19 protein-coding genes and 7 tRNA genes are annotated in these 23,480 nt (G+C 39.8%); 11 read left to right on the top strand and 15 right to left on the bottom strand.

Annotated features, from left to right (window positions below; all coding sequences use genetic code 11):
- Window positions 1-421: 421 nt before the first annotated feature.
- The 10 genes from AOG27_RS01865 to AOG27_RS01820 form a co-directional block, all read right to left on the bottom strand.
- Complete coding sequence (locus AOG27_RS01865; RefSeq protein WP_054551304.1) at window positions 422-628, bottom strand: hypothetical protein; 207 nt, start codon at window positions 626-628, stop codon at window positions 422-424.
- Window positions 629-701: 73 nt separating this feature from the next.
- Complete coding sequence (locus AOG27_RS01860) at window positions 702-1,256, bottom strand: hypothetical protein (RefSeq protein WP_054551303.1); 555 nt, start codon at window positions 1,254-1,256, stop codon at window positions 702-704.
- A 325-nt stretch (window positions 1,257-1,581) separates the two neighbouring features.
- Window positions 1,582-2,370, bottom strand: coding sequence for a hypothetical protein (locus AOG27_RS01855; protein WP_152967104.1), 789 nt, complete (start codon window positions 2,368-2,370; stop codon window positions 1,582-1,584).
- A gap of 283 nt (window positions 2,371-2,653) precedes the next feature.
- Window positions 2,654-2,729, bottom strand: a tRNA-Phe gene (locus tag AOG27_RS01850).
- 115 nt (window positions 2,730-2,844) lie between these two features.
- Window positions 2,845-2,920 (bottom strand) — tRNA-Thr (locus tag AOG27_RS01845).
- A gap of 49 nt (window positions 2,921-2,969) precedes the next feature.
- Window positions 2,970-3,045 (bottom strand) — tRNA-Phe (locus AOG27_RS01840).
- A gap of 8 nt (window positions 3,046-3,053) precedes the next feature.
- Window positions 3,054-3,129: transfer RNA gene (locus tag AOG27_RS01835), tRNA-Thr, on the bottom strand.
- Between the two features lie 57 nt (window positions 3,130-3,186).
- A tRNA-Phe gene (locus AOG27_RS01830) sits at window positions 3,187-3,262 on the bottom strand.
- 105 nt (window positions 3,263-3,367) lie between these two features.
- Window positions 3,368-3,443: transfer RNA gene (locus tag AOG27_RS01825), tRNA-Thr, on the bottom strand.
- A 70-nt stretch (window positions 3,444-3,513) separates the two neighbouring features.
- A tRNA-Phe gene (locus AOG27_RS01820) sits at window positions 3,514-3,589 on the bottom strand.
- 259 nt (window positions 3,590-3,848) lie between these two features.
- Here AOG27_RS01820 and AOG27_RS01815 point away from each other — a divergent pair.
- Window positions 3,849-6,611: an ATP-binding protein gene (locus AOG27_RS01815; RefSeq protein ID WP_054551301.1), complete on the top strand. Its 2,763-nt coding sequence runs from the start codon at window positions 3,849-3,851 to the stop codon at window positions 6,609-6,611.
- A 49-nt stretch (window positions 6,612-6,660) separates the two neighbouring features.
- Here AOG27_RS01815 and AOG27_RS01810 read toward each other — a convergent pair whose 3' ends face one another.
- Both AOG27_RS01810 and mutY read right to left on the bottom strand, forming a co-directional pair.
- Window positions 6,661-6,933, bottom strand: a complete 273-nt coding sequence (locus AOG27_RS01810; RefSeq protein ID WP_036970432.1) for an oxidative damage protection protein — start codon at window positions 6,931-6,933, stop codon at window positions 6,661-6,663.
- A 15-nt stretch (window positions 6,934-6,948) separates the two neighbouring features.
- A complete protein-coding gene (gene mutY, locus AOG27_RS01805) occupies window positions 6,949-8,025 on the bottom strand; it encodes an A/G-specific adenine glycosylase (protein ID WP_206004068.1) in 1,077 nt (358 codons plus the stop codon).
- A 218-nt stretch (window positions 8,026-8,243) separates the two neighbouring features.
- Here mutY and trmB point away from each other — a divergent pair, with 218 nt between their 5' ends.
- The 5 genes from trmB (at window position 8,244) to arcA (ending at window position 13,100) form a co-directional block, all read left to right on the top strand.
- A complete protein-coding gene (trmB, locus tag AOG27_RS01800) occupies window positions 8,244-8,969 on the top strand; it encodes a tRNA (guanosine(46)-N7)-methyltransferase TrmB (RefSeq protein ID WP_054551299.1) in 726 nt (241 codons plus the stop codon).
- A 16-nt stretch (window positions 8,970-8,985) separates the two neighbouring features.
- Window positions 8,986-10,014, top strand: coding sequence for a 16S rRNA (guanine(1207)-N(2))-methyltransferase RsmC (gene rsmC, locus AOG27_RS01795; protein WP_054551298.1), 1,029 nt, complete (start codon window positions 8,986-8,988; stop codon window positions 10,012-10,014).
- A gap of 120 nt (window positions 10,015-10,134) precedes the next feature.
- The gene (locus AOG27_RS01790) at window positions 10,135-11,757 is read left to right on the top strand and encodes an ATP-binding protein (RefSeq protein ID WP_054551297.1); all 1,623 of its coding nucleotides are present in this window, start codon (window positions 10,135-10,137) and stop codon (window positions 11,755-11,757) included.
- A complete protein-coding gene (locus AOG27_RS01785; RefSeq protein WP_228290684.1) occupies window positions 11,754-12,278 on the top strand; it encodes a YfiR family protein in 525 nt (174 codons plus the stop codon). The genes AOG27_RS01790 and AOG27_RS01785 overlap by 4 nt, the downstream gene beginning before the upstream one ends.
- A 105-nt stretch (window positions 12,279-12,383) precedes the next feature.
- Entirely contained in the window at window positions 12,384-13,100 is a 717-nt protein-coding gene (gene arcA / locus AOG27_RS01780) for a two-component system response regulator ArcA (protein WP_054551295.1), read from the top strand.
- Between the two features lie 6 nt (window positions 13,101-13,106).
- Here the strand turns inward: arcA and arcB are convergent, their stop codons facing one another.
- Entirely contained in the window at window positions 13,107-15,434 is a 2,328-nt protein-coding gene (gene arcB, locus AOG27_RS01775; RefSeq protein ID WP_054551294.1) for an aerobic respiration two-component sensor histidine kinase ArcB, read from the bottom strand.
- 174 nt (window positions 15,435-15,608) lie between these two features.
- Here arcB and folE2 point away from each other — a divergent pair, with 174 nt between their 5' ends.
- The 4 genes from folE2 (at window position 15,609) to AOG27_RS01755 (ending at window position 18,967) form a co-directional block, all read left to right on the top strand.
- The gene (gene folE2 / locus AOG27_RS01770; protein WP_054551293.1) at window positions 15,609-16,529 is read left to right on the top strand and encodes a GTP cyclohydrolase FolE2; all 921 of its coding nucleotides are present in this window, start codon (window positions 15,609-15,611) and stop codon (window positions 16,527-16,529) included.
- 81 nt (window positions 16,530-16,610) lie between these two features.
- Window positions 16,611-17,204, top strand: a complete 594-nt coding sequence (locus AOG27_RS01765) for a DUF2726 domain-containing protein (protein WP_054551292.1) — start codon at window positions 16,611-16,613, stop codon at window positions 17,202-17,204.
- A gap of 103 nt (window positions 17,205-17,307) precedes the next feature.
- Window positions 17,308-18,015: a 5'-methylthioadenosine/S-adenosylhomocysteine nucleosidase gene (gene mtnN / locus AOG27_RS01760; RefSeq protein WP_054551291.1), complete on the top strand. Its 708-nt coding sequence runs from the start codon at window positions 17,308-17,310 to the stop codon at window positions 18,013-18,015.
- A gap of 1 nt (window position 18,016) precedes the next feature.
- Window positions 18,017-18,967: a cobalamin biosynthesis protein CobD/CbiB gene (locus AOG27_RS01755; protein ID WP_054551290.1), complete on the top strand. Its 951-nt coding sequence runs from the start codon at window positions 18,017-18,019 to the stop codon at window positions 18,965-18,967.
- 50 nt (window positions 18,968-19,017) lie between these two features.
- Here AOG27_RS01755 and tyrS read toward each other — a convergent pair whose 3' ends face one another.
- On the bottom strand, window positions 19,018-20,217 hold the full coding sequence (tyrS, locus tag AOG27_RS01750) for a tyrosine--tRNA ligase (protein ID WP_054551289.1): 1,200 nt from the start codon (window positions 20,215-20,217) through the stop codon (window positions 19,018-19,020).
- Window positions 20,218-20,615: 398 nt separating this feature from the next.
- On the opposite strand from tyrS, the gene AOG27_RS01745 reads away from it, so the two are divergent.
- Window positions 20,616-21,932 (top strand): peptidoglycan DD-metalloendopeptidase family protein, encoded by a 1,317-nt coding sequence (locus AOG27_RS01745; RefSeq protein ID WP_054551288.1) that lies wholly within the window; start codon window positions 20,616-20,618, stop codon window positions 21,930-21,932.
- 414 nt (window positions 21,933-22,346) lie between these two features.
- On the opposite strand, the gene AOG27_RS01740 is transcribed toward AOG27_RS01745, so the two are convergent.
- Window positions 22,347-23,477, bottom strand: a complete 1,131-nt coding sequence (locus tag AOG27_RS01740; RefSeq protein WP_054551287.1) for a sodium ion-translocating decarboxylase subunit beta — start codon at window positions 23,475-23,477, stop codon at window positions 22,347-22,349.
- Between the last annotated feature and the right edge of the window lie 3 nt (window positions 23,478-23,480).

Here is a 23,480-nt window from a genome sequence, read left to right as displayed (position 1 = left end):
AAATAAAACGCAAATCAAGTGTGCTTAGCACTGGTTAGTTAAGTGATAACAAGTCTCCTTTTTAAGCGCCATATAAGTATTTTTTCATGAATTTCGTATACACAAAATTAAATCAAGCTAATGCAATAAAGCACTAGCTATTGATTAAGAAAAGTTAACTTTTTGGCTTATAGCTACATCACGTTGGTAGCTTTTCGAAATGACAAAGCTGAAAGCTTTGTTTTAAAGATACGATGACCGATGGCCTCGTTAAGTAAGTAATTAGATAATGGCATAACCCGCCCATAACTTCAACAAAAGTAACATGCCTGTTGGTACGGCTGGGTTTGCCCACCGCGTCACTCCCCTATTGCTTCGCAGGAGTGACGCGGTGGGCAAAAAAAACGCTAGCAAATGCTAGCGTTTTTCTAAATTTTTTAGATTATGATTTAATGGTCATCCCACCATTTTCAATCATTTCTGCCCTAGTGTTTATGGGTCTAGATATACGACTTTTAACTTTTGAAGATTTGGTAAGTGCGTCTAAACGCTTAAAGGCTAAATTCAGATCAAAGTCTAAACTTATATCAGTTTCAACCTTTTGTACCCGTTTTGGAGCTCTTTTTTGCCTTACTAATTGGAATTTCATGTTAACTCCTTATGCATCTGCATTTTGGCTATAAATAATACTACAATAAATTTCTTTTTTTTTCAAAATTACTTTACTGCTCATCGAAATCCAACCTTTTACACAACGCATCATTTGAATGATCGTAGGGATCCTTTTCTGTATAACCCTCTTCTTTATATAATTCTACAGCGCCAGGATATGGAGATTGCACACCAACCCACTCTATGCCTAATGAGAACGCAAAGGACTCGGCATATAGCGCTGCAATCCGAAGACGCAACCCCTTTAATTCCCCTTCATAATTACCTTCTAAAAAATTAATCTTGAGTATCAACTTTTTCTTTGAAGGTTTGCCAAGCAGAAGCGCGCAGAGTTCATCATCATACCAAATTGCAGCTTCAATTCTAGAGGAGTAACTTGTTCGATAACTTCTCACAACATTTAACCACTCATCAGGGGTACCGACTCTGCGACAGAGATCAGGATGAGGTTTCCATGTGTGATTTAAATATTGCAAAGCCCTGTCATTTATATCTGTGATTTTTAGGTGTCCATTTAGTTCAGGGTACGCATCAATAAAAATTTCAACTACTGTGCTAGCAACTTGTTCTCTAAGACGTCGATACTTTCCTATGTAACTGCCCAAATTCAAATCCTATTTATTTTTTTATTAATTTATTATTTAAAGCCATCACTGATTACCCCTCAGTTAGCACTAACTTCAATTGGTTAAACACTAAATAAAATTATTGCCTAAAGAGCTATCATTAATTTAATTAGATGGCCGATTTTATAGGAAAATAAGGGTTTTAACGAGTTATCAAAAAATAAATTTACTGTTTGTATGCCGCTATAGGCAGATAAACATTACTTTTTTTAAAATTGTGATAGAAGGGGTCTATAACTAGGCTTTAGCAGGCACTGGTAAGCCTTACCTAAACGGTAATCATATAATTAAGTTAATAGTTTATTTACTTGTTTCTATAACGCTCTATTGGGGCTGAAATCGGGAGTTGAATACTATGTGTATTCTTAGATTTAACTTTAACCGGCAGCTTAAACCTAAACACAAATTTACATACATGCTTAAGCTTTTCTTTCACCGCAGAAAGCAGGCCAACTTCTAGCATAGTTTCAATTAGCGATTTAACAGTCATATATGCCCAACCTAACTTACTTGCAAGCTGTGAAATGCTTTGCTGGTATGTATCGCGTTTATTTCTTGTGACAATTTTACCAGCTTTAATTTTACTGGTTATCAAAGCTTGGAGCATGAGCATTTTATGTTGATGTCGAGAGTCATAGCGACTTTTAGAATCAAATAAATGAAGCTGAACTGAGTATAAGCGTAGTGTGTTGCTCGACTGTTGTTTATTAAGCATCTGCGTGTAGCTTTGCAATAAACGATAGCCTAAAGGGTGTTTTACATTTAAATGCAATGTGCGGCTATAGCTCGAAGGATTAGCAGACTCAATTAGCAAAGGCTCTTTTTCGTCTTTTAGTGGCTCTAGAAGCTTTTTAAGACCATTTTTGACTGCATTTATAGAATAACTTAAATGTTTAGCGATTGCTGACGCTGATGAGTTAAATTTACCATGCTTAGCATGGTGATATGCAATATGCCCCAAAATTAATGTTTGAGTATCTGATTTTGTAGCTGCAAGGACTTCTAAAGCAAAGAACACTTGTTTCTTTTTGCCGCAATGCTCACTTACCGTATTTAGGCTTGATGAAAAATTATTTTTTAATTTTCTAGTCAATTGAAATTCGACTGGAACGTTAGTCAGCAATTTTTTGGCTTACCACTAGACACAGGATTACCCTACAGCTAATATAGCCATATAAACATTTTGAGTTGTTTATGAAAGCCGCGTTAGAAACTTAAGTCGCCAAACTTAATCTGAGTTTCTTTATCGCGGTTTTTTGCTTTCTGGCGTTCGCAAAATCGCCTCCGTCAGTTACGACGAATACAGGTATTTTTGTAGGGAAAGTATGTTTTAGTAGGAAACGATATTTTAGATTTCAGCGGGAGGCTAGGAAAAATGGTGCCCAGAGGCGGAATCGAACCACCGACACGAGGATTTTCAATCCTCTGCTCTACCGACTGAGCTATCTGGGCAAAAACTTAGTTTTATGCAGAATATCAACAAGGATTTTCAATGCAACTCCCGATGGCTCTATCGACTGAGCTATCTGGGCATAACAAAAAGCTAGATGCTTGATGTTTAAATAAATGGTGCCGACTATCCGAGTTGAACGGATGACCTACTGATTACAAGTCAGTTGCTCTACCAACTGAGCTAAGTCGGCACACTGAATTTGTGTGCTATGCACTTAATCACGTTGTGATTATAAATAATGGTGCCCAGAGGCGGAATCGAACCACCGACACGAGGATTTTCAATCCTCTGCTCTACCGACTGAGCTATCTGGGCAAAATAAATGGTGCCGACTATCCGAGTTGAACGGATGACCTACTGATTACAAGTCAGTTGCTCTACCAACTGAGCTAAGTCGGCACACTAAAATCGTGTGCGTTGTGCACTATAATCACTTTAAAAGAGATTATCAAATAATGGTGCCCAGAGGCGGAATCGAACCACCGACACGAGGATTTTCAATCCTCTGCTCTACCGACTGAGCTATCTGGGCAAAATTTAGCTTTATGCAGAAAATCAACAAGGATTTTCAATGCAATTCCCGATGGCTCTACCGAGTGAGCTATCTGGGCATTTTAAACTTTCGTTTAAAAATAAATGGTGCCGACTATCCGAGTTGAACGGATGACCTACTGATTACAAGTCAGTTGCTCTACCAACTGAGCTAAGTCGGCACACTAAATCTGTGTGCTTAGCACGATATTGATGTTTAAATCATAAGTTAAACACCAATATACTAAATAATGGTGCCCAGAGGCGGAATCGAACCACCGACACGAGGATTTTCAATCCTCTGCTCTACCGACTGAGCTATCTGGGCGTGCGGCGTATTAAACGGGTTTTGCCTTCTCAAGTCAACTTTTTTTTGAGGATTCTAACTGTTTGCACAGTTTTCAATCAAGATTGCTGTTTTCAATAGTTTTTAGCTTATTTAACCAACAACTTTTATGCTTTTAAATTGACTCTCATCATAAAAGAGTTACCTCTGTTAAAAACGTGATGAATTTTTCTTCACAGATGGTAGGATTGTCTAAATATCAAGGAAATGTACCTAGCTGTAAAATTGTTGGATAAGAACCATGCCAAGTAAATCGAATTCACCTGTAAAAGGCTTACTACCGCTTTTTATAATTACGAATCTCGTCATCACCCTGTTAGCGGTCGTTGCTTTTTCGTTTTATCCAACTAATGATGAAGCACCAGTAAAAGAGTTGCAGCCAAATTTAACGGCCATTCAAGTTTCAAATCAATTGCGTGCCCCCCTTGTTAGTGCTTTAACAATGCCTGGGCAAGATAAAGTAAAAGAAGTACTGGATTTAAGCTTACTTCTTAATACTGGCTTTGATTACTATTTATATAGATACGAGTTTAACGGTGATGTTTCTTTAGTTTATGCAAACAACAAAGAGCTTATTCAACCCACTAAAGTCAATCAACAACTAGCTGAAAAAACACTAATACATACTGTTCTTGAATTTAATGACCAGCCTGTTGGCGAGTTAATTGTGAAACAACACCCTATTGAGCAGCCTATTACACAATCTTCTGTGCTTTCAATCGGTCTTGCTGGCTTAACGCTTCTAGCTTTAATTATATTATCTGTTGCGCTGAGTATTTTTATCAATAAGCGTTTTAGTAAAAGTAGTTCATCGTTAAATAAAGAGCTAAAAGCTATTACTGACAATGCGGACTACCAAGGGCAAGTAACTGAAACCCTTGACTTTGGCCTAGACTCTGTCGCAAAGCATGTAAATCAATTACTTAAAAAAGTTGAATCAGCAATTACCGAGAACAAAGCAGCACAAGCTGATTTGCAAAAATTACAAAACAGCCTAGAGACAGAGGTACAAAATCGTACTCTCGCTCTTGAGCAAGCAACTCTAAAAGCTGAACAAGCAAACGAAACTAAAACCACTTTCTTGGCTACCATGAGCCATGAGATTCGCACCCCAATGAACGGTGTTATTGGCACAATTGATTTACTTCGCCAAACAGAGCTTGATGGGGCGCAACATAGACTAAGTACAATTATTCGTGATTCTGCATTTTCGTTATTAGGGATATTAGATGACATTCTCGATTTCTCGAAAATCGAAGCGGGTAAATTAAATATCGATAACATTCCTTTTTCAGTATCTGACACGATTGAAGAAGTTGCCCGTGTTTTATCATCGGTTGCCAAAAAGCGTGACCTTGAACTAGAGCTCGCTATTGCGCCCGATATCCCAACAAACCTAATTGGCGACACGGTACGAGTTCGCCAAGTACTTTACAATCTATGTAGTAATGCAATTAAGTTCACTAGCACAGACGACAAGCAAAAAGGTCATGTAAAAATTTCGGTGGAGGTTGCACAAAACACCACTGATCACTACACATTACGCTTTAGTGTATTAGATAACGGTAAAGGGATGACGCAAGCGCAGCTTCGCGAAATATTTAATCCATTTATTCAAGCTGAAGGGTCAATAACCCGCGAATACGGTGGCACAGGGTTAGGTTTATCGATTTGTAAAAGCTTAACCGAACTAATGTTGGGTACAATTTCTGTAACCAGTGACTTAGGTATTGGCAGTGAGTTTGTCGTTGAATTACCTTTTAGTACGCAAGGTAAAGTTGATTATGCTCACAAACAAGTCATGAAAGATCAAAGAGTTGTTGTGGTCTCTAATCATGACGGTCGAAAAAAATTACTGGCACGTTATTTATCATTTATGGGGGCAACACCAGTTATCGCCCAAAACAATGAGCAAATTGAAGTTGAGCAGGACCGAAAAGAGCTGATTTGGATCCTTGATGGGATCGAAACCATGGAAGATATTAACTATATCTTACGTCGCTTACTTTACACTTTAGAAGATAATAATCAGCAAGTTATCGTATTAAGTAGATTAGATGAAGCTGCCGTAAATCATAAGAATATTTTTTATCTAAATGCAGTACCATTATGTAAGTCAAACTTTATGATGTCACTTCTCGTGGCAGCTGGGTTACATAAGCCTAAACAAATTTCTTCTACCAAATCATTTAACGACTACCTAAGTGTTGATAAGGCTCGTGAAGAAAACAAGTTAGTACTTCTTGTTGAAGATAACGTGCTAAATCAGCAAGTGCTGACCGATCAGCTACATCTACTAGGCTATGGTGTTGAAATGGCTGAAAATGGTGAGAAAGGTTTAGAAGCATGGCGTGAAGGTAAGCACTCTATTATTTTAACTGATTTACACATGCCAAAAATGTCTGGTTACGATATGGTAGAAAAAATACGCCATGAAGCATCGCAACTTGAAGATATCAACGCCCAGCCTTATGTAATTGCTATAACAGCTAATGCGCTTAAAGGTGAAAAAGAGCGTTGTTTAAGCATAGGCATGAACGATTACATTACAAAACCTGTTGAGCTAAATGTGCTTGAAGGAACACTTCATAAATGTGCTTATAAAGCAAACCCAGAAGCTGCAAAATTGGAAAGTAAAAAACTTACAACACCAATTGATATGGATGTGCTAGGTAAATATGTCAATGATGAAGCGAAGAAGCTACGTTTCTTTAAGATGTATTTAGAACAGAGTAATCAACTCAGTAAAGAGGTAAACGCTGGGGTTATAGAATATGATTTAGATAAAATTATCACTTCTTGCCATCAGCTAAAGTCAATTTCGAAAACCATAGGAGCAATGAAGGTTGCTGAGCTTGCCGCTGGATTTGAACAAACCTGCAAAGAAGGCGAGCCTACAAGCGACGAATTAATTGCACTTAGAGATAGTTTCGAAATTGAATACTCTAAGGTGGCTCAGTTCTTAAAAGAACAAATTAACAAAGCCGAACAAGAAGCTGAATAATACAGATCAAAAAGGGCCATTACGGCCCTTTTTACTTTTGATTATGCGCTTATTTTTCTGGTGGACGGTAGCCTTCTATTTCTACGTCTTTACCTTCAAATAAGAAACCCACCATTTGCTCTTCTAAAAAAGCACGGTGCTCTGGGTCCATCATGTTCAGGTGTTTTTCGTTGATCAGCATTGTTTGCTTGTGTTGCCATTGGCCCCACGCTTCTTTACTGATGTTGTTGAAAATCTTTTCACCAAGCTCACCTGGGTATAGTTGGAAGCCTAAGCCTTCAGCTTCTTTTTGTAACTTTTGACAAAATACTGTACGTGCCATAATTGCTCTCTACTCTTATTGCGTGATGCTATTGTAATCTATTGCGCTTAATTGTTTAACCAGCTTTTTCGTTGGTGCAGCAAGACCAACCTCAACAGACTCATCAAGCGGATACCAAACCAGTTGTCGTTCATTAATGAGATCTGGAATGCTCGGCAAGGTTAAAACATGTGGATTGATGGTTAGCTCAAAATGCGAAAATACATGGGTAAAGGCTTCAAGTGCTTGCGTATTGTTTGATAAACCATGCTGGGCTAAAAATGTTTCTAACTCAGTTAATTCGCTAAACTCAAAAAAGCCAAACAATCCACCCCATATCCCTGAGCTTGGGCGCTTTTCCATAAGCACTTTATTGTCGCAGGCTAGAATGAGCTGATGGCATGACTTTTTCGGTACAGCTTTTTTAGGCTTTGAATGCGGGAACTCTTTTACTTTACCTTCTTTAAAAGCAAGGCATTTACTATTCAAAGGACAAGGCTCACAGTCAAACTTACTACGTGAACAAAGGCTTGCACCTAAATCCATCATTGCCTGATTAAACTCAGTAACCGACTCTTTAGGCGTTAATTGCGATGATAATGACCAAAGTTGATTTTCGACCTTTTTCACTCCGTACCAGCCTTCAACCATAAAAAAGCGTGCTAGCACTCGTTTAACATTGCCATCTAAAATTGGATGATGTTGACCAAGCGATAAAGACAAGATAGCCCCTGCCGTTGAACGACCAATACCCGGCAAGTCCATTACTTCTTCAAGCGTAGTTGGAAACTCACCTTGGTAGTTATCACGGACTATTTTTGCAGTTTTATGTAAGTTACGCGCTCGGGCGTAGTAGCCAAGGCCAGTCCAATGGTGTAACACCTGATCTTCATCGGCATTAGCAAGCGCAATAATGTCAGGAAAGCTTTGCATAAACTTTTCAAAGTATGGAATAACAGTCACCACTTGAGTCTGCTGTAGCATGACCTCAGAGATCCATACCTTATAAGGGGTTTTATTTAACTGCCAAGGGAGAGTTTTACGGCCGTGAAGGTGGTACCAGTCAACCACTTGGTTTGCAAACCAAGTTGACTCCTTATTGCTTAAATTCAAAATAACATCTTTACTTGCTGAAGCTCATTGCGGCCAAGTCTATTGCAGTTGGTTAGGCCAAGCAAGTCGAACAGCCCCTACTTTGCCTAAATAGCTAGCATATGGCTGCAATATTAATCTCATAAGATAAACAAGCCCAGACTATTGTACTCAAGGCGCAGGTCAGGGATAATACGCACCCTTTTTCTATCGTCAGTATTTTTATCAGGCCAAAATATATGAGTGACTCAAGTAACCCAAACCTCGAGCAAGCAAAGCAAGAGGGTAAATATATCCGCACGATTCGTAGTTTCGTAAAGCGCGAAGGTCGCCTCACAAAAGGCCAAGCGGCAGCCATCGAGAAGTGTTGGCCAACGATGGGCCTTGAGCATAAAAATGGCATGCTAAACCTAAAAGAAGTGTTTGGTAACGATAACGATGTGGTACTAGAAATCGGTTTTGGTATGGGTAAATCGCTAGTCGAAATGGCTAAAAACGCACCAGAGCTTAACTTCATCGGTATTGAAGTTCACCGCCCAGGTGTAGGTGCCTGTTTAATGGATGCCGACGAAGCAGGTGTAACAAACTTACGCGTATTCGAACACGATGCAGTTGAAGTTCTAGCTGATTGTATTGCCGATGAAAGCTTATCTAAGCTGCAATTATTCTTCCCTGATCCATGGCATAAAAAACGTCACCATAAGCGTCGTATCGTACAACCAGAGTTTGCGCAAAAGTTACGTAGCAAATTAAAAATTGGCGGTGTTTTCCATATGGCGACTGACTGGGAAAATTATGCTGAGCATATGCTTGAAGTAATGCAAGTTGCTGAAGGTTACAAAAACCAATCAGAAACTAACGATTACGTTCCTCGCCCAGATTCACGTCCACTGACAAAATTTGAGCAGCGCGGTCACCGTTTAGGTCACGGCGTATGGGATCTAATGTTTGAGCGTACTAAGTAACAAAAGGTAAAGCAGCATGAGTAAGTTAACCAACCCAAGTTTATTATTGCTTCGAAATGAAGACGAACTTGTTGGACAATCGATTTTAGTGGTTAACTTTGAGCAAGATGGCTTCTTACGCGAACTTAAAACGCTAAACCCTGACGCAAAAATTACTGCGTTCAGTTATAACCACGCAAATGCCATGTATGCTAGCAAAATTGCCGGTGTACATGCTGTGGTTAGCCACACTATTCCAGATAATAACTACGATTTAGTTATCTATTATTACCCAAAAGCTAAGCCCGAAGCACAAATGTGCCTCGATAACATTCGTGCTGTTTGTAATCAAGACGCGCAACTATTTGTGGTAGGTGAAAATAAAAGCGGTGTTAAATCAGCAGAGAAACAACTAAAAGATCACTGTGGTTTTAGTAACAAAATCGATAGTGCCAAGCACTGTATTTTGTATTTATTCTCTGAGCTTACGCTAAACGATAACTTTGCTATCGGTCGTTATCATAAGCAATTTCAAGTGAAAGCCGGCGATATTGAATTTACGGCGATTAGTGTGCCGGGCGTATTTAACCACGGTGCGCTTGATGTAGGTACCGCGGTACTTCTAAATAATGCGCCAAGTATTAGCAAGGGTAAAGTGCTCGACTTTGCATGTGGCGCAGGCATTATTGCTACTTATTTAGGAAAAAAGCAGCCTGAGCTTGAGTTTGTATGTAGCGATGTAAGTGCTCTTGCTACTTACGCCACAGAGCAAACACTTGCATTAAATAACCTTAAAGGCCAAGCGGTATTAAGTGATGGCTTATCTGATATTAATGGTAAATTCGACTTAATCATCAGTAACCCTCCTTTCCACACCGGTATTGCCACTGATTACACCATTGCCGAGGCATTTCTTAGCTCTGCAAAGCAACACTTGAGTAAGCAAGGTAAACTGACCATAGTTGCAAACAGCTTCTTAAAATACCCACCTATTTTAGAAGCGCAATTTGGCCAATACAGTACCGATTTCAAAAATACAAAATTTGCAGTTTACTCAGCTAAATAAAAGTTGAGTAAATAGCTTATTCGTAGCAAAAATATTTTTTAAAATATTTAGTTACTTTCAAATGTCTTTGCTAGACTAAACTCTTACTAATAAAATAAAAATTTAGGCTTTCTATAGCGCATGTCAATTTTATCGGCACAAACGAGTATTCGTAAGGCATTAACTAATGCGGTTATGCTTGTTACTGCGTTGTGCTTGTCTTTGTCTATCTCTATTTCGACCTACCTAGATGTAAAAGAACAAAAAGCCTTAATTGTCGATAAAATAACTATTCTATCTGAAATTATTGCATATAACGCCCAGGTCACAGTGTTATTTGATGATAACGAAACTGAAACAGAGCGCCTAAAATCTTTCGAGACAGTGCCGCTCATTAAAAACATTCACATATACGCAATTGACGAATTATCGAATGAGCCTGTTTTTTTCAGCAGCTTTAATGCCAATAGAACTCCGCCAGTTCCTATCAAAGTAAACAGTATCAGCGAGCTGTCTGAGCCAAAGTTTAAAGATGATGTAATAGAATTAATAAAACCAATCAAATATGAAGGAGAAGTGATTGGCTATGCCTATGTTCGTGGTGGCTTAGATAGGCTCAATCAGTATATTAACCGTAAAATCTTTATTGATATTTTACTAACCCTATTTGTTTTAGTGTTGGTGTATTTTGTTGCTCTGCGTATTCAAAAACGTATTGCGAACCCAATTGATGAACTGAGTAACTTGCTTCAAGATGTGTCAAAAAACCATAACTATGATACTCGCGCACAAAAAACTAATGTCGATGAAATTAATCAGCTTTCTAGCAGCTTAAATATCATGCTTGCCCGAACCCAAAAGCAAATCGAGCGCCACGAAAAAGACAAACAAGAAATAAAACAGCTTAACCAAAGTCTTGAAGAGAAAGTAAATCAACGTACTATTGCCTTGCGTGAGGCTAACCAAGAACTACTCAATACACTTGAGCGTATGCATCAATACCAAAATCAAATAGTAGAAAATGAAAAAATGGCCTCTTTAGGGCAAATGGTTGCAGGTGTAGCCCATGAGGTAAATACACCTATCGGCTTAGGTATTACGGGTTCAACTTTGCTGCGTGACAAGCTGGCAGAAATCAACGCGCAGTTTGAGCAAAAAACACTCACCTCAGCACATTTAAAACGCTTTATAACTGATGGCATTGAAAATCTAGATCTTATCTATCGCAACTTAAACCGAGCCGCAGAGCTAGTCTCAAGCTTTAAGAAAGTGGCAGTTAATCAAGATGTCGAAATAACCACTAACGTAAACTTATATAATTTATTAAATGATGTGATTATGTCGATGCGCTCAGAAATACAATATCGCAACCCTAAAATCACGATTAACTGCAATAATGACTTTAGTATTGAGACTAAATCGGGACCATTACAGCAGGTGTTACAGCAGTTATTGAGTAACTCTGTGATCCATGGTTTTAGCGACGAGCTTGATAACGAGATCACCTTTAACGTTGAGCGCAATGAAAGCAGCTTTATTATTCACTATTTCGATAATGGCGTTGGTGTTGAAAAGACGATTCGAAAACGTATTTTCGACCCATTTGTGACAACCAAACGAGGCGAAGGTGGAAGTGGACTAGGTATGCATTTAGTTTATAACCTGGTAACCCAAGCCTTAGGCGGTACAATAATTCACGATGAGTTAAATACCGAGGGTGCTCATTTTATTATTACTCTGCCCTTATCTGAAGGTAATGCATGATGAAAATCATATGTTGCCTTTTTGCTTTTGTTATTTACGCCACCCCGAGTTTTGCAAAATCACCAGAACAAGTAAAATCGGCGTTTTTATATCAAATTGCTAAGTTCACTAAGTTTACTGAAAGCATGGATCCTCCACCTATTTCTTTCTGTTTTTATAATGTAGAAACAGGGCCTGGGTCGTTCCTAAAGGACAAAAGTGAACTGCAAATTAACAAAAAACCTATCAACGTTATTTTAGTGAAAAAAACTCAGCAAATTTCTGAACTTTCTCAGATTTGTGATATCACATACATTGATGAAACATTAGAAAATGATATACTTCCACTTTGGACCGATACAATTTCATTAAATACTTTAACGATAGGTGAAAGTATTCGCTTTTTAGAGAAAGGCGGAATAGCCTCTCTGGTTCAAGAAGGAAATAAAATCCGACTGTATATCAATAAGCAGCACGTATTGCAGCATAACTTTAAAGTGCAATCTCGATTGTTAGCTATGGCTAAGTTTTATCCAAATTGATTTTACTTGTTAACAATTGGATCTAATCCTATAATCTCTAGTATTCGGTTTTGCTTGATAATACCGAATTTTTGTAAATAAAATTTCCGAAAAGGTTAATATACAATGCAAACGCCAGTCATTCTGATCGTAGAGGATGAAGACGTAACTCGACTAAACCTCGTTAGTTTATTTGAAGCCGAAGGTTACAAAGTTATTGAAGCCATTGATGGCGATGATATGCATGACAAGCTTACAAATAATGATGATGTGAACCTTGTAGTTATGGATATCAACCTACCAGGTAAAAACGGGCTTATTTTAGCGCGTGAATTACGTCAAAAACGTAATGTTGGTTTAATTTTCTTAACAGGTCGTGACAACGACGTTGATCGCATTTTAGGTCTTGAAATTGGTGCTGATGATTACATCACAAAACCATTCAACCCTCGCGAATTAACTATTCGTGCTCGTAACCTTATTTCGCGCACAGCATTAGGTGGCGAAGAAGCGAATATCGAAACAAATGGTGTTATTACATTTAACGGTTGGGAACTTGATGAAAACAGCCGTTGTTTAACATCTCCAAGTGGCGACGCTAAGCGTTTACCTAAAGGTGAATACCGCGCACTTCGTTTAATGCTCGATTCACCGGGCCGTATTTTCAGCCGTGAGCAATTAATTAAGCACATGACTGGCCGTGAGCTTCGCGCAAATGACCGTACTGTAGACGTAACCATTCGTCGTATCAGAAAACACTTTGAAAGCGATAACAGCACCTCTGAGCTGATCAGCACCATCCATGGTGAAGGCTATCGTTTCATTGGTAAAATCGACAGCTAATTAGAATTAATCTTCTAACTGCTGTAAGAATAATTGGAGGGCGTCACGCCCTTCATTTATTTTAACTGCAAGTTCATTAAGCCACTGTTGTAACTCTTCACTACTTTCTTCAAGCGCGCCGTGTTCCATCTTCTTAGCATGTAACTGCACATCGTTTAAGCCTACAGAGCCAGCTGCACCTTTCAATTTATGCGCCACCGATTTGTATTCTTCTCTATCATCTTCAGCTAACGCATCTGCTAGCTCAGTTTGATACTGAGGGTTTAACTTATTAAATAACTCACAGCTACGATTAAAAATAACCAGCCCCATTGAGCCTACAAAGTCTTCGATGGTTTCTATATCGAGAAGCTCAACACGTATACCCGATAAGTCTTTTTCCGTCACGGCTTTAATTGGCTCAGACTGACAATTTTGTTGCTGTTTTATATCAAATAGCTCGCCGAGCATTTTATCGAGTTTTGTGGTGTTGATAGGCTTAGCGAGTGCACCTTGAATATTAATACCCGCAAGTTCTTCTTCGGCACTACGCACGTTGGCAGTCAAGGCAACGATTGGCAGCTTATCAAAGTGCTCATCATCACGAATTTGACGAGCAACTTCATCACCATTGATGTCTGGTAATTGCATATCAAGTAAAACGAGGTCTAAGTCATCTTCTGTGTAGACAAACGACAGCGCATCTTCACCAGTTTCAGCCCAAATAACTTCGTGGCCACGCTGCTCAAGTAAGTTGGTAGCAATCTCAGCATTTAGCGGCACATCTTCAACTAAAAGAATATTTAAGCTGCGTACCGCATAACTTTGCTCAGCTGGCGCAATACAAAGCTTAAGGGGAATTTCGACAACAAAAACACTGCCTTCACCTTCAGTACTGCTGACATTGATTTCACCTTTCATCGCAGTAACAAGTGCTTTAGTTACTGCAAGACCAATCCCTGAACCAATTGCATTGGTGCCTTTGATATCAGGTGCCTTATAGTACATGTCAAAAATACGGTGCAGCTGCTCTTGAGGAATGCCTTGACCGGTGTCGCTTACACGCATCACTAACCAAGGCCCATCAGCGCGATTCTCACGGCGACATTCAAGCTCAACATGACCCTGTTGGGTGAACTTAACCGCATTATTGATGAGATTCCAAACAACTTGACGTAAACGAGTCGGATCAAGTGACGCATAAACGTCTAACGTACCTTTGCGTTTAATATTGAACTCAAGCCCCTTTTGCTCAGCAATTAAGCCTGCAAAGTTCACCACATCATTTATAAAGTCGGCCACATTGACTGAGTCAGCAACAATATCAAGCTGCTCACGATCAATTTTATCCAAGTCGATAATATCGTTAAATATATTGCCAAGGGTTTCGGCGCTTGAGAATACCGTGTTACACCAACTACGTTGTTGTTTATCAAGTTCTGTATCTAGCAACATGCGGGTTAAACCCACTATACCGTTAAGCGGTGTTCTTAGTTCATGACTTAGAGTCGCAATGAATTTACCTTTATCTTTGTAAGCCGCTTCAAGGGCCTGAGCCGCCTCTTTACGACTGGTGATATCACGGCCAAAGGCAAGTAAACCAATGTACTCACCTTTTTCATTAATAAAGGGTAACTTACGCATCTCAAACCAACGCTTTTCACCATTAACAGGGTATTCAACGTCAAGTGTAAGAGCTTGGTGAGTTTGAGATACTTTTTTATCGGTGCGAAGTACCTCCGGTAAATAATCACTTGGATAGATTTCTTCGACACTCTTGCCGATTAACTCATCGCTGCTTTTACCAATCACTTGTTCGAACATTTTATTACAGCCAGCAAACACACCATTGTTGTCGCGGTAATAAAACAAATCGGGAGATGAGTCGACAATAGAGCGTAATAACATGCCTTGTTGAGCTAGTTCTTGTTGAGTTTTCTTACGCTCAGCAATTTCGCGTCTAAGTTCTTCTATTGCTCTGTGCTTAGCATGAAACGCCATTTTACGTTCATCAATCTCTTCGTTTAAGCGACTGATATTGTCTTTTAGCGTTTGATTGAGCAGTTTCTCTTGTTTGGTTGCGCTATCTAGATAACTATAAGATGCTTCTAACTGGCGAATAGAATTGAGCAGCACTGTTATTAATATCGGCGATACTACTGCGGTAAAAAACAACACAGCTAAAACATCAACTAAAGTTACCGTACCGACTGCTACATAATAAAACATGCACGATAAAATCAGCGACATGACCAGTAATAAGGCATAACAGGCAGCGGCAGTTTTAAACTCACCGTACTTAGAAATAAAGCTTGAGAGTGTGCGAGCCCAGGGACTCAAAGAAGAATCAATCATATATTAAAGCTTAGGCACATAATCGAAAAAAAACAGCATAGTTAATTTTATCACTATTCCTTTAGAAATATTCATATTGTGCGATAAACATAGAATTTTTTCATCAACGCCGCTTTTTTATATTTTTTCATGTAAAATACCGCGCTTTAATAATTGCAAAGAATGAGTATTACCATGCAAACCACAATGCCAGATATTGCTGATACGGCTCCCGCCTTACAAACAGGTAAATTAGACTGGGTTGGCATGGGCGAAATTGAACTTCCTTTCATTTTTGAAACTCGCAATATTGCCCCTGTAAACGTAATTGCCAAGGCACGCGCTTTTGTAAACTTGCATAAAGAAGACGCCAAAGGCATTCATATGTCGCGTTTATTTTTAGCCCTTGATACCTTATCAACCGAGCAGCAAGTTAATCCACAAACTCTCAAGCAAGCACTTGATGCCTTTATTAGCAGCCATGATGATTTAAGTGACCAAGCACAAATCGAATTTAAGTTTGAGCTACCACTGCGCCGAAAATCTTTATTAAGTGGCAAAGTAGGTTGGAAAAACTACCCGATTCATCTGATCGCTAAGATCAACCAAGGCATTGTAAGCTTTGAGTTAATGGTTGATGTCACTTACTCGTCAACATGCCCATGTTCAGCGGCTCTTGCTCGTCAATTAATTCAAAATGCCTTTAGCGAAAAGTTTGCAGAGCAAAATGTTGATAAGCAAACTGTTTTAGAATGGCTAGGCACAACTGACGGGATTGTAGCTACACCACACTCACAGCGTTCAATCGCCAACGTGAAAGTAAAACTCGACAGCCAAATTGACAGCTTTGATGTGGTTGGCTTAATTGATGCTTTAGAAGCTGAGCTAAAAACGCCAGTACAAGCGGCGGTTAAACGTGAAGATGAGCAAGAGTTTGCCCGCTTAAATGGTCAAAACCTCATGTTCTGCGAAGATGCTGCACGTAAAATTAAAGGCTTACTTGAACAGCATAACTACGCAGATTACTGGCTACAAATAAACCACTACGAATCACTTCATGCCCATGACGCGGTAGCAATCGCAGTTAAAGGGGTTGCTGGCGGATACACGGCTTAAAAATTTCGGGTAGCTCCATACAGTTAGGCACGCTAATTGCTATTAGTTTTCAGTGTCAATTTGTTGTTGTGGAGTTACCGTATGGAATTCGCTTTATTATCAATTTTAGTATTAGTCGTCGTAGCCTCTGTTGTTGCGTCAAAGTTTACCGATGAAGGCGGAAACCCTTACCCTTTCACTCGTAAGCAAACTGTTTTTACGCAAGTTGAGAGTGCTTTTTTACACCTGCTAGAACGTGCTGTAGGTGACCAGTACAAAATCGTCAGCCGTGTTAAACTGATTGATTTAATCGACTGTAAGCAAGGCTTATCTGTCAAAGCTAAACGTGCTGCAATGGCTAAAGCCAAAAACAAACAGTTAGATTACGTGCTTATCGACAAGGACAAACTTAGCATTGTTGCCGCTGTTGATTTAGTAAATAACACCAACCGCGACGGCCATAAAGCACAACGTGACTGGTTTGTCAGTGGCGCGTTAGAAGCGGCAGGCATTCCGCATATTCGTATGAAAGTAAAATCAGGCTATCAACCAAGAGAAGTGCGTGACGCTATCATGTTTAAACTTGGTAAACCTGCAGCAGCACCTGCAAGACCTGCACGCAATCGAGTAACTAAACCAGCAGTACTATCACCATCACAAGCAAAAGCACACTCAACGGCGCTTGCAGAAATATAGTCCGTCATAATATTGGCAAAAGCAGACTTTAAGGTCTGCTTTTTTGTTTGTTTTAGACATTTTTAGGTATAATCATCCTATTCAATCTAAGGAATCAAATATTATGCACGTTGGTATTATTGGCGCGATGGAGCCAGAAGTAAAAATCTTACGCGAAGCAATGGTAAACCCAAGCATCATGACTAAAGCTGGTTTTACCTTTTACACCGGTGAATTAGCGGGTAACACTGTTACTTTAGTTCAATCTGGTATTGGTAAAGTAGCTTCTGCAGTAGCAACGACACTACTAATAGACAACTTCAGCCCAGATTGTGTGATCAACACAGGTTCTGCAGGTGGTTTTGAGCCATCGCTAAATGTAGGTGATGTCGTTATTTCTTCAGAAGTTCGTCACCACGATGTAGACGTTACTGCATTCGGTTACGAAATCGGCCAAGTACCACAAATGCCAGCGGGCTTTGCTGCGCACCCTAAACTGATTGAAGCGGCAGAGCAAAGCGTAAGCCAAATCAGCGATGTTAAAACCATGATTGGCCTAATTTGTACTGGTGATTCATTCATGTGTGACCCGGTACGAATTGAAAAAACACGCGCAGAATTTCCAACTATGCTTGCAGTAGAAATGGAAGGTGCAGCAATTGCACAGGCTTGTCACGTGCTAGAAACACCATTTGTTGTTATTCGTTCAATGTCTGACATTGCTGGCAAAGAATCGCCGCAATCATTTGAAGAGTATATCGAAACTGCATCTATCAACTCATCTAAAATGGTTGTTGCTCTTTTAGAGAAGCTAACATCGGTGAGTTTATAAGGTGATTGCAAATATTGTTCAAAACCATTTGGACATTATTGTATTTTTTGTAGCGCTCTTAGCTGAGCGCTTCTTTCCTTTGGTTAGTTGGTATCATCCTAATACCTTTTTAACCGTTATTTTCTCTGCCCTCAGTGATCGTTTATACAACCCAACGAATCCTAAAAGCTATCAATATTTAGCCTCAACTTTGGCTTTTACACTCACTATTTTAGTGATAGTGACATTAGTTGTGCTGTTTTTAGAGTTTGCTTTTTACCCTGAGTTATTAAGTGGCTTAATTTTATATTTGTTACTCAGTAGCCGCGCTCAAGAGAAGAAATCATTACGTATTGCCAGATTACTCAAGCTCAACCAAAAAGCGACTGCTAGAGAGCTACTAGCTAGCCTTGTTGCCCGTGATGTATCACGTTTATCGGCCTCTGGAATTTGTAAAGCGACGATGGAGTCACTGGTGCTACAAAGTGCGCGGCATTATTTTGCCGTTATCTTCTTTTACCTACTTGGCGGCGCTATCCTTGCTTTAGTTTATCGCTTACTGACATTAATTCATCAAGCATGGCGAAAAAACCAAAAACCCAACAACCCGTTTTTGGCTCCCATTGCTAAGTTACTATTTGTATTGGAGTGGTTACCCACTCGATTAGTTGCATTAACCATTGCAGCAACCAATGCCAGTAGACAGAGCATTCATTACATTAAGCACTATGGCAGACATTTTTATCAAACCAATACGGGTTGGCTGTTAAGTGTTACATCGGCTGCTTTGCAAGTACAGTTAGGCGGCCCTGCCCTTTACCAAGGTGAGCGCTTTAATAAAATGCGTGTTGGTACCGATCGCTTGCCAGATGCCGATGATATTCCCGCTTTAGTGAATCGTTTAAATCAAGCGAAAGCATTTTGGTTACTACTTATCATCGCCATTGAAGTGGCTACGCTGTTTATTAACTAAAAAAAGCACAAAAAAACCAGCCGCAGCTGGTTTTTATTCTGTTAGCTTATTTAAGCTAAGGTGATTTTAGCAAACTTACGTTTACCTACTTGGTAAATCTGTGTAGTGCCTTTAGCAACTTCAAGCTTAGTATCCGTTACTTTTTCTTCACCATTAATCTTTACAGCGCCTTGTTTAATCATACGCATTGCTTCTGACGTACTTGCAACAAGGCTCGCTTCTTTTAATAGATTAGTGATAAACACAGTGTCTTCAGCAATTGTTACTGTTACTTCAGGGATCTCATCTGGTAATGCATTCTTTTGGAAACGTTTGATGAAATCTTGATGAGCACCTTCGGCTGCTTCTTCGCTGTGGAAACGTGCAATCATTTCTTTGGCAAGCTCAATCTTAATGTCGCGCGGGTTTGCACCATCTGCAACACGTTGTTTAAGCGCTGCAATCTCTTCGATAGATAATGCACTTAATAAGTCATAATAACGCCACATTAGCTCATCACTAATAGACATCACTTTACCAAACATGTCGTTAGGCTCATCAGTAATACCAATGTAGTTGCCTAATGACTTAGACATTTTTTGAACGCCATCAGTACCTTCAAGCAGTGGCATCATCAATACTGTTTGTGGTTTTTGGCCTTCGTCTTTTTGTAATTCACGACCCATTAATAGGTTAAAACGTTGGTCTGTACCACCAAGTTCAACATCAGCTTCTAATGCAACTGAGTCCCAACCTTGTACCAGTGGATATAAAAATTCGTGGATAGCAATTGATTGACCGCTGGCATAACGCTTTTTAAAGTCATCACGTTCTAGCATACGTGCTACTGTTTGACGCGCAGCCAGTTTAATCATACCTGCTGCACCTAAGTTCTCCATCCAAGTAGAGTTGAATGCAACTGTAGTTTTAGCAGGATCAAGAATCTTAAATACTTGCTCTTTATAGGTTTCAGCATTAGCTAATACATCTTCACGCGTTAACGGTTTACGCGTTACGTTTTTACCCGTCGGATCACCAATCATACCGGTGAAGTCACCGATCAAGAAAATCACTTCATGACCTAGGTCTTGGAAGGTTTTCATTTTGTTGATAAGAACTGTGTGACCTAAATGCAGATCAGGCGCAGTTGGATCGAAACCCGCTTTGATCTTAAGTTTCTTACCAGACTTTAGCTTTTCGACTAATTCGTCTTCAATTAATATCTCTTCTGCACCGCGTTTTATCTCAGCTAGAGCGGTTTGTAAATCCACTGTGTATTACTCCAAAAATTCAGCTACCGGGGCGTGGTGGCCTGTCAGGGTTATAAATATAGAGCTAAAAACTTTAAAATTTAGCTAGTTAGCACCAAAAAGCGACACTAGAAAAAAGCCTAACTTAAATAGTTTAAGAAACAGCCCTGAAGGCAGCGCGCATGATTGTTCTTTATACCGCGTTATTGCAATTTAATGAAGGGACTTTAGTTAACTAATGTAGATTTAGTTTAACCATAGACATCTGCTGCAATTTTAAACAAAAAAGTTTAACGCGCAGGCCAATTCTAGCGTAAAATAGCGCCAGTTTAAATCTACAAAACACTGGTATTTGCTCTATTTTAGGTATATCCTGCGATATTAGTATTTAAATTTCTTGACAGCAGAAAAGGCACGATATGGTTCACGTAGTGCACAAACTTCCCAAAAAACACAAACTGCTTATTCTCGGTTTGGTTTCTGCTATTGTCGGCTTGGCGTTATTGCCTTCTGAAAAAGCCACCGCATCAAAGGACAACAGTGCAAACGCACTTGAAATTGGCAAACGCTACGAATTACAAGTTAAAGTTGATGATAACGAAAAACTAACTGAGCTTAATTCGGAGCAAGCAGCAGCAAAACTTCCAGAATACGAGCTTATCGACCATGAAGTACGTAATGGCGATAATTTAGCACTTATCTTTAAACGTGCGGGTTTCTCAGCGCAAACATTACACAAACTAGTTAATACCAACGCTGAAACTCGTAAGTTAACAAAAATTCACCCAGGCGAAATCTTAAGCTTTGCAACCGCTGAAGATGGCTCTTTAGCGCAGCTTCGTTATGTGATCTCAAAAACAGATACCTTATACGTTACATTAAATGACGAAGGTAACTACGACACTTCTATCGATAGCAAAGAAATCGAAACGCTAAGTAAATCTGCAGGCGGCGAGATCTCTAATAGCTTTTGGACATCAGGCATTGCCGCTGGCTTAAGCGAGCGTCAAATTATGAATTTTGCTGACATCTTTGGTTGGGATGTCGACTTTGCTAATGACATTCGTAAAGGTGACCAATTTGGTCTTATTTACGAAGCTCACTATGTTGATGGTGAATACATTGGCGACGGTAAAATTATTGCCGCAGAGTTTATTAACCAAGGCGAGCGTTACACTGCTATTCGCCATACCGATGGTAACTTCTATACGCCTGAAGGCCGCAGCATGAAAAAAGCTTTCTTACGTGCGCCAGTTAACTTTAAGTATATTAGTTCGAGCTTTAACCCGCGTCGCTTACACCCAGTGACCAAAACGGTAAAACCACATAACGGTATCGATTACGCAGCGCGTACCGGTACGCCAGTTGTATCATCGGGTAATGGTAAAGTGATTAGAGCAGGCTACAGTAAATACAATGGTAACTATGTATTTATTAGCCATGGCACACAGTATGTAACTAAGTACTTACACTTAGACAAAAAGATGGTTAGAACTGGTCAGAAAGTGAAGCAAGGCCAAAAGATTGGTACGGTTGGTGCGACAGGTCGTGTAACGGGCCCACACTTACACTATGAATTCTTAGTAAACGGTGTACACCGTAATCCGAAAACGGTCAAACTACCTAAATCAGAGCCTTTACCGCGCGATGAGTTAGCTAAGTTTAAACCGATTGCTGATAACTTCTTAGCGCAATTACAACGTAACCGTGAGTTACAATTGGCGTTAAATAAGTAGTTAAGTAAACATAAAAAAGCCGCTTCAATTGAAGCGGCTTTTTTGTGCCAAATAAACCCGGCTAAAACTATTATAGACTTTACTAAAATGAGTACTGATAGCACTGCGGTTTAATACAACTATTACCTTAAAAGAACATAGATAAGTTGAATAATCAGCGAAATCATCACCAGTGGCCAAATGTACTTTGCATACTTTGTCGCGCCATCAAGCCCCATTCTAGACTGATACTTTTCAAGTAGCGGTATTAGAATAACCAAGGCAACAAAAAGGCATAATAAGATAATAAAAACATTCATGGCGGCTTCCTTACACAACTATCATTTAACTACAATTTCTTTAGGGTGACCCTAGTCTATAGGCAAAAAAAAGCGCAGTAAAATTACTGCGCCAGTCGGTTGGAAGTAAATCGACTTAGCCAACAATCGCTAACAGAATACCTGCTGCAACGGCACTTCCTAATACCCCTGCTACGTTTGGTCCCATGGCATGCATTAACAAGAAGTTATGCGGGTTGCTCTCAAGGCCTACCTTATTAACCACCCGTGCTGCCATTGGTACCGCTGACACACCTGCTGCGCCTACTAATGGGTTGATTGGCGATTTAGAGATCTTATTCAGACCTTTTGCCATAAACACGCCTGACGCTGTACCAATTGCAAAGGCCAATGCACCTAACACCAAAATACCGATTGTTTCTACGGTTAAGAACTTATCTGCCGCAAGCTTTGAGCCTACCGCTAAGCCTAAGAAAATGGTGGTAATGTTGATGATTTCGTTTTGTGCACTATTGCTTAAACGATCAACCACGCCCGATTCACGCATCAAGTTACCTAGGCAGAACATACCTACCAGCGGTGTTGCCGCAGGTAAAAACAAGATAGTTAAACTAAGCACCATTAACGGAAAAACAATTTTCTCTTTTTTCGATACTGTACGAAGTTGCGGCATTTGAATTTCGCGCTCTTCTTGCGTTGTTAATGCACGCATAATTGGCGGCTGAATAATTGGCACTAGCGCCATATAAGAATAAGCCGCTACAGCAATCGCCCCCAGTAAATCAGGTGCTAGCTTAGATGCTAAGAAAATAGCTGTTGGACCATCTGCTCCACCAATAATGGCAATGGCCGATGCATCTTGAAGTGTAAACTCAAAACCAGGAATAAAGTTAAGTAGAATTGCACCAAATAAAGTAGCAAAAATACCAAACTGCGCAGCCGCGCCTAACAGCAACATACGCGGATTAGCGATTAAGGCACTAAAGTCTGTAAGCGCCCCCACGCCCATAAAGATCAAAAGTGGGAACACCCCAGAATCAATCCCGATATCGTACACGTAATAAAGCAAACCACCCGGTTCAGATAACCCGGCTACAGGAATATTAGTTAAAATAGCCCCAAAGCCGATAGGTAATAACAATAATGGCTCAAATTTACGGGCGATTGCGAGATATAATAACCCGCAACCTACCGCAATCATTATTAATGCAGGAAAGGTAAAGTTAGCAATACCTGTCGCATGCCAGAGGTTTAAAACACCATCCATCCT

The organism is Pseudoalteromonas lipolytica (assembly GCF_001306915.1).
In the GTDB taxonomy this organism is placed as follows: domain Bacteria; phylum Pseudomonadota; class Gammaproteobacteria; order Enterobacterales; family Alteromonadaceae; genus Pseudoalteromonas; species Pseudoalteromonas simplex.
The sequence above is the reverse complement of the archived record's forward strand: the minus strand, read 5'-3'. Positions and strand labels throughout refer to the sequence as shown.

Bases quoted from the DNA above. Each gene is read 5' to 3' on its own strand.
- AOG27_RS01740 (WP_054551287.1), bottom strand. From the start codon at position 23,477: ATGGATGGTGTTTTAAACCTCTGGCATGCGACAGGTATTGCTAACTTT.
- trmB (WP_054551299.1), top strand. From the start codon at position 8,244: ATGAGTGACTCAAGTAACCCAAACCTCGAGCAAGCAAAGCAAGAGGGT.
- AOG27_RS01745 (WP_054551288.1), top strand. From the start codon at position 20,616: ATGGTTCACGTAGTGCACAAACTTCCCAAAAAACACAAACTGCTTATT.
- AOG27_RS01765 (WP_054551292.1), top strand. From the start codon at position 16,611: ATGGAATTCGCTTTATTATCAATTTTAGTATTAGTCGTCGTAGCCTCT.
- AOG27_RS01810 (WP_036970432.1), bottom strand. From the start codon at position 6,933: ATGGCACGTACAGTATTTTGTCAAAAGTTACAAAAAGAAGCTGAAGGC.
- arcB (WP_054551294.1), bottom strand. From the start codon at position 15,434: ATGATTGATTCTTCTTTGAGTCCCTGGGCTCGCACACTCTCAAGCTTT.
- AOG27_RS01865 (WP_054551304.1), bottom strand. From the start codon at position 628: ATGAAATTCCAATTAGTAAGGCAAAAAAGAGCTCCAAAACGGGTACAA.
- arcA (WP_054551295.1), top strand. From the start codon at position 12,384: ATGCAAACGCCAGTCATTCTGATCGTAGAGGATGAAGACGTAACTCGA.
- AOG27_RS01815 (WP_054551301.1), top strand. From the start codon at position 3,849: ATGCCAAGTAAATCGAATTCACCTGTAAAAGGCTTACTACCGCTTTTT.
- rsmC (WP_054551298.1), top strand. From the start codon at position 8,986: ATGAGTAAGTTAACCAACCCAAGTTTATTATTGCTTCGAAATGAAGAC.
- AOG27_RS01785 (WP_228290684.1), top strand. From the start codon at position 11,754: ATGATGAAAATCATATGTTGCCTTTTTGCTTTTGTTATTTACGCCACC.
- folE2 (WP_054551293.1), top strand. From the start codon at position 15,609: ATGCAAACCACAATGCCAGATATTGCTGATACGGCTCCCGCCTTACAA.
- AOG27_RS01790 (WP_054551297.1), top strand. From the start codon at position 10,135: ATGTCAATTTTATCGGCACAAACGAGTATTCGTAAGGCATTAACTAAT.
- mtnN (WP_054551291.1), top strand. From the start codon at position 17,308: ATGCACGTTGGTATTATTGGCGCGATGGAGCCAGAAGTAAAAATCTTA.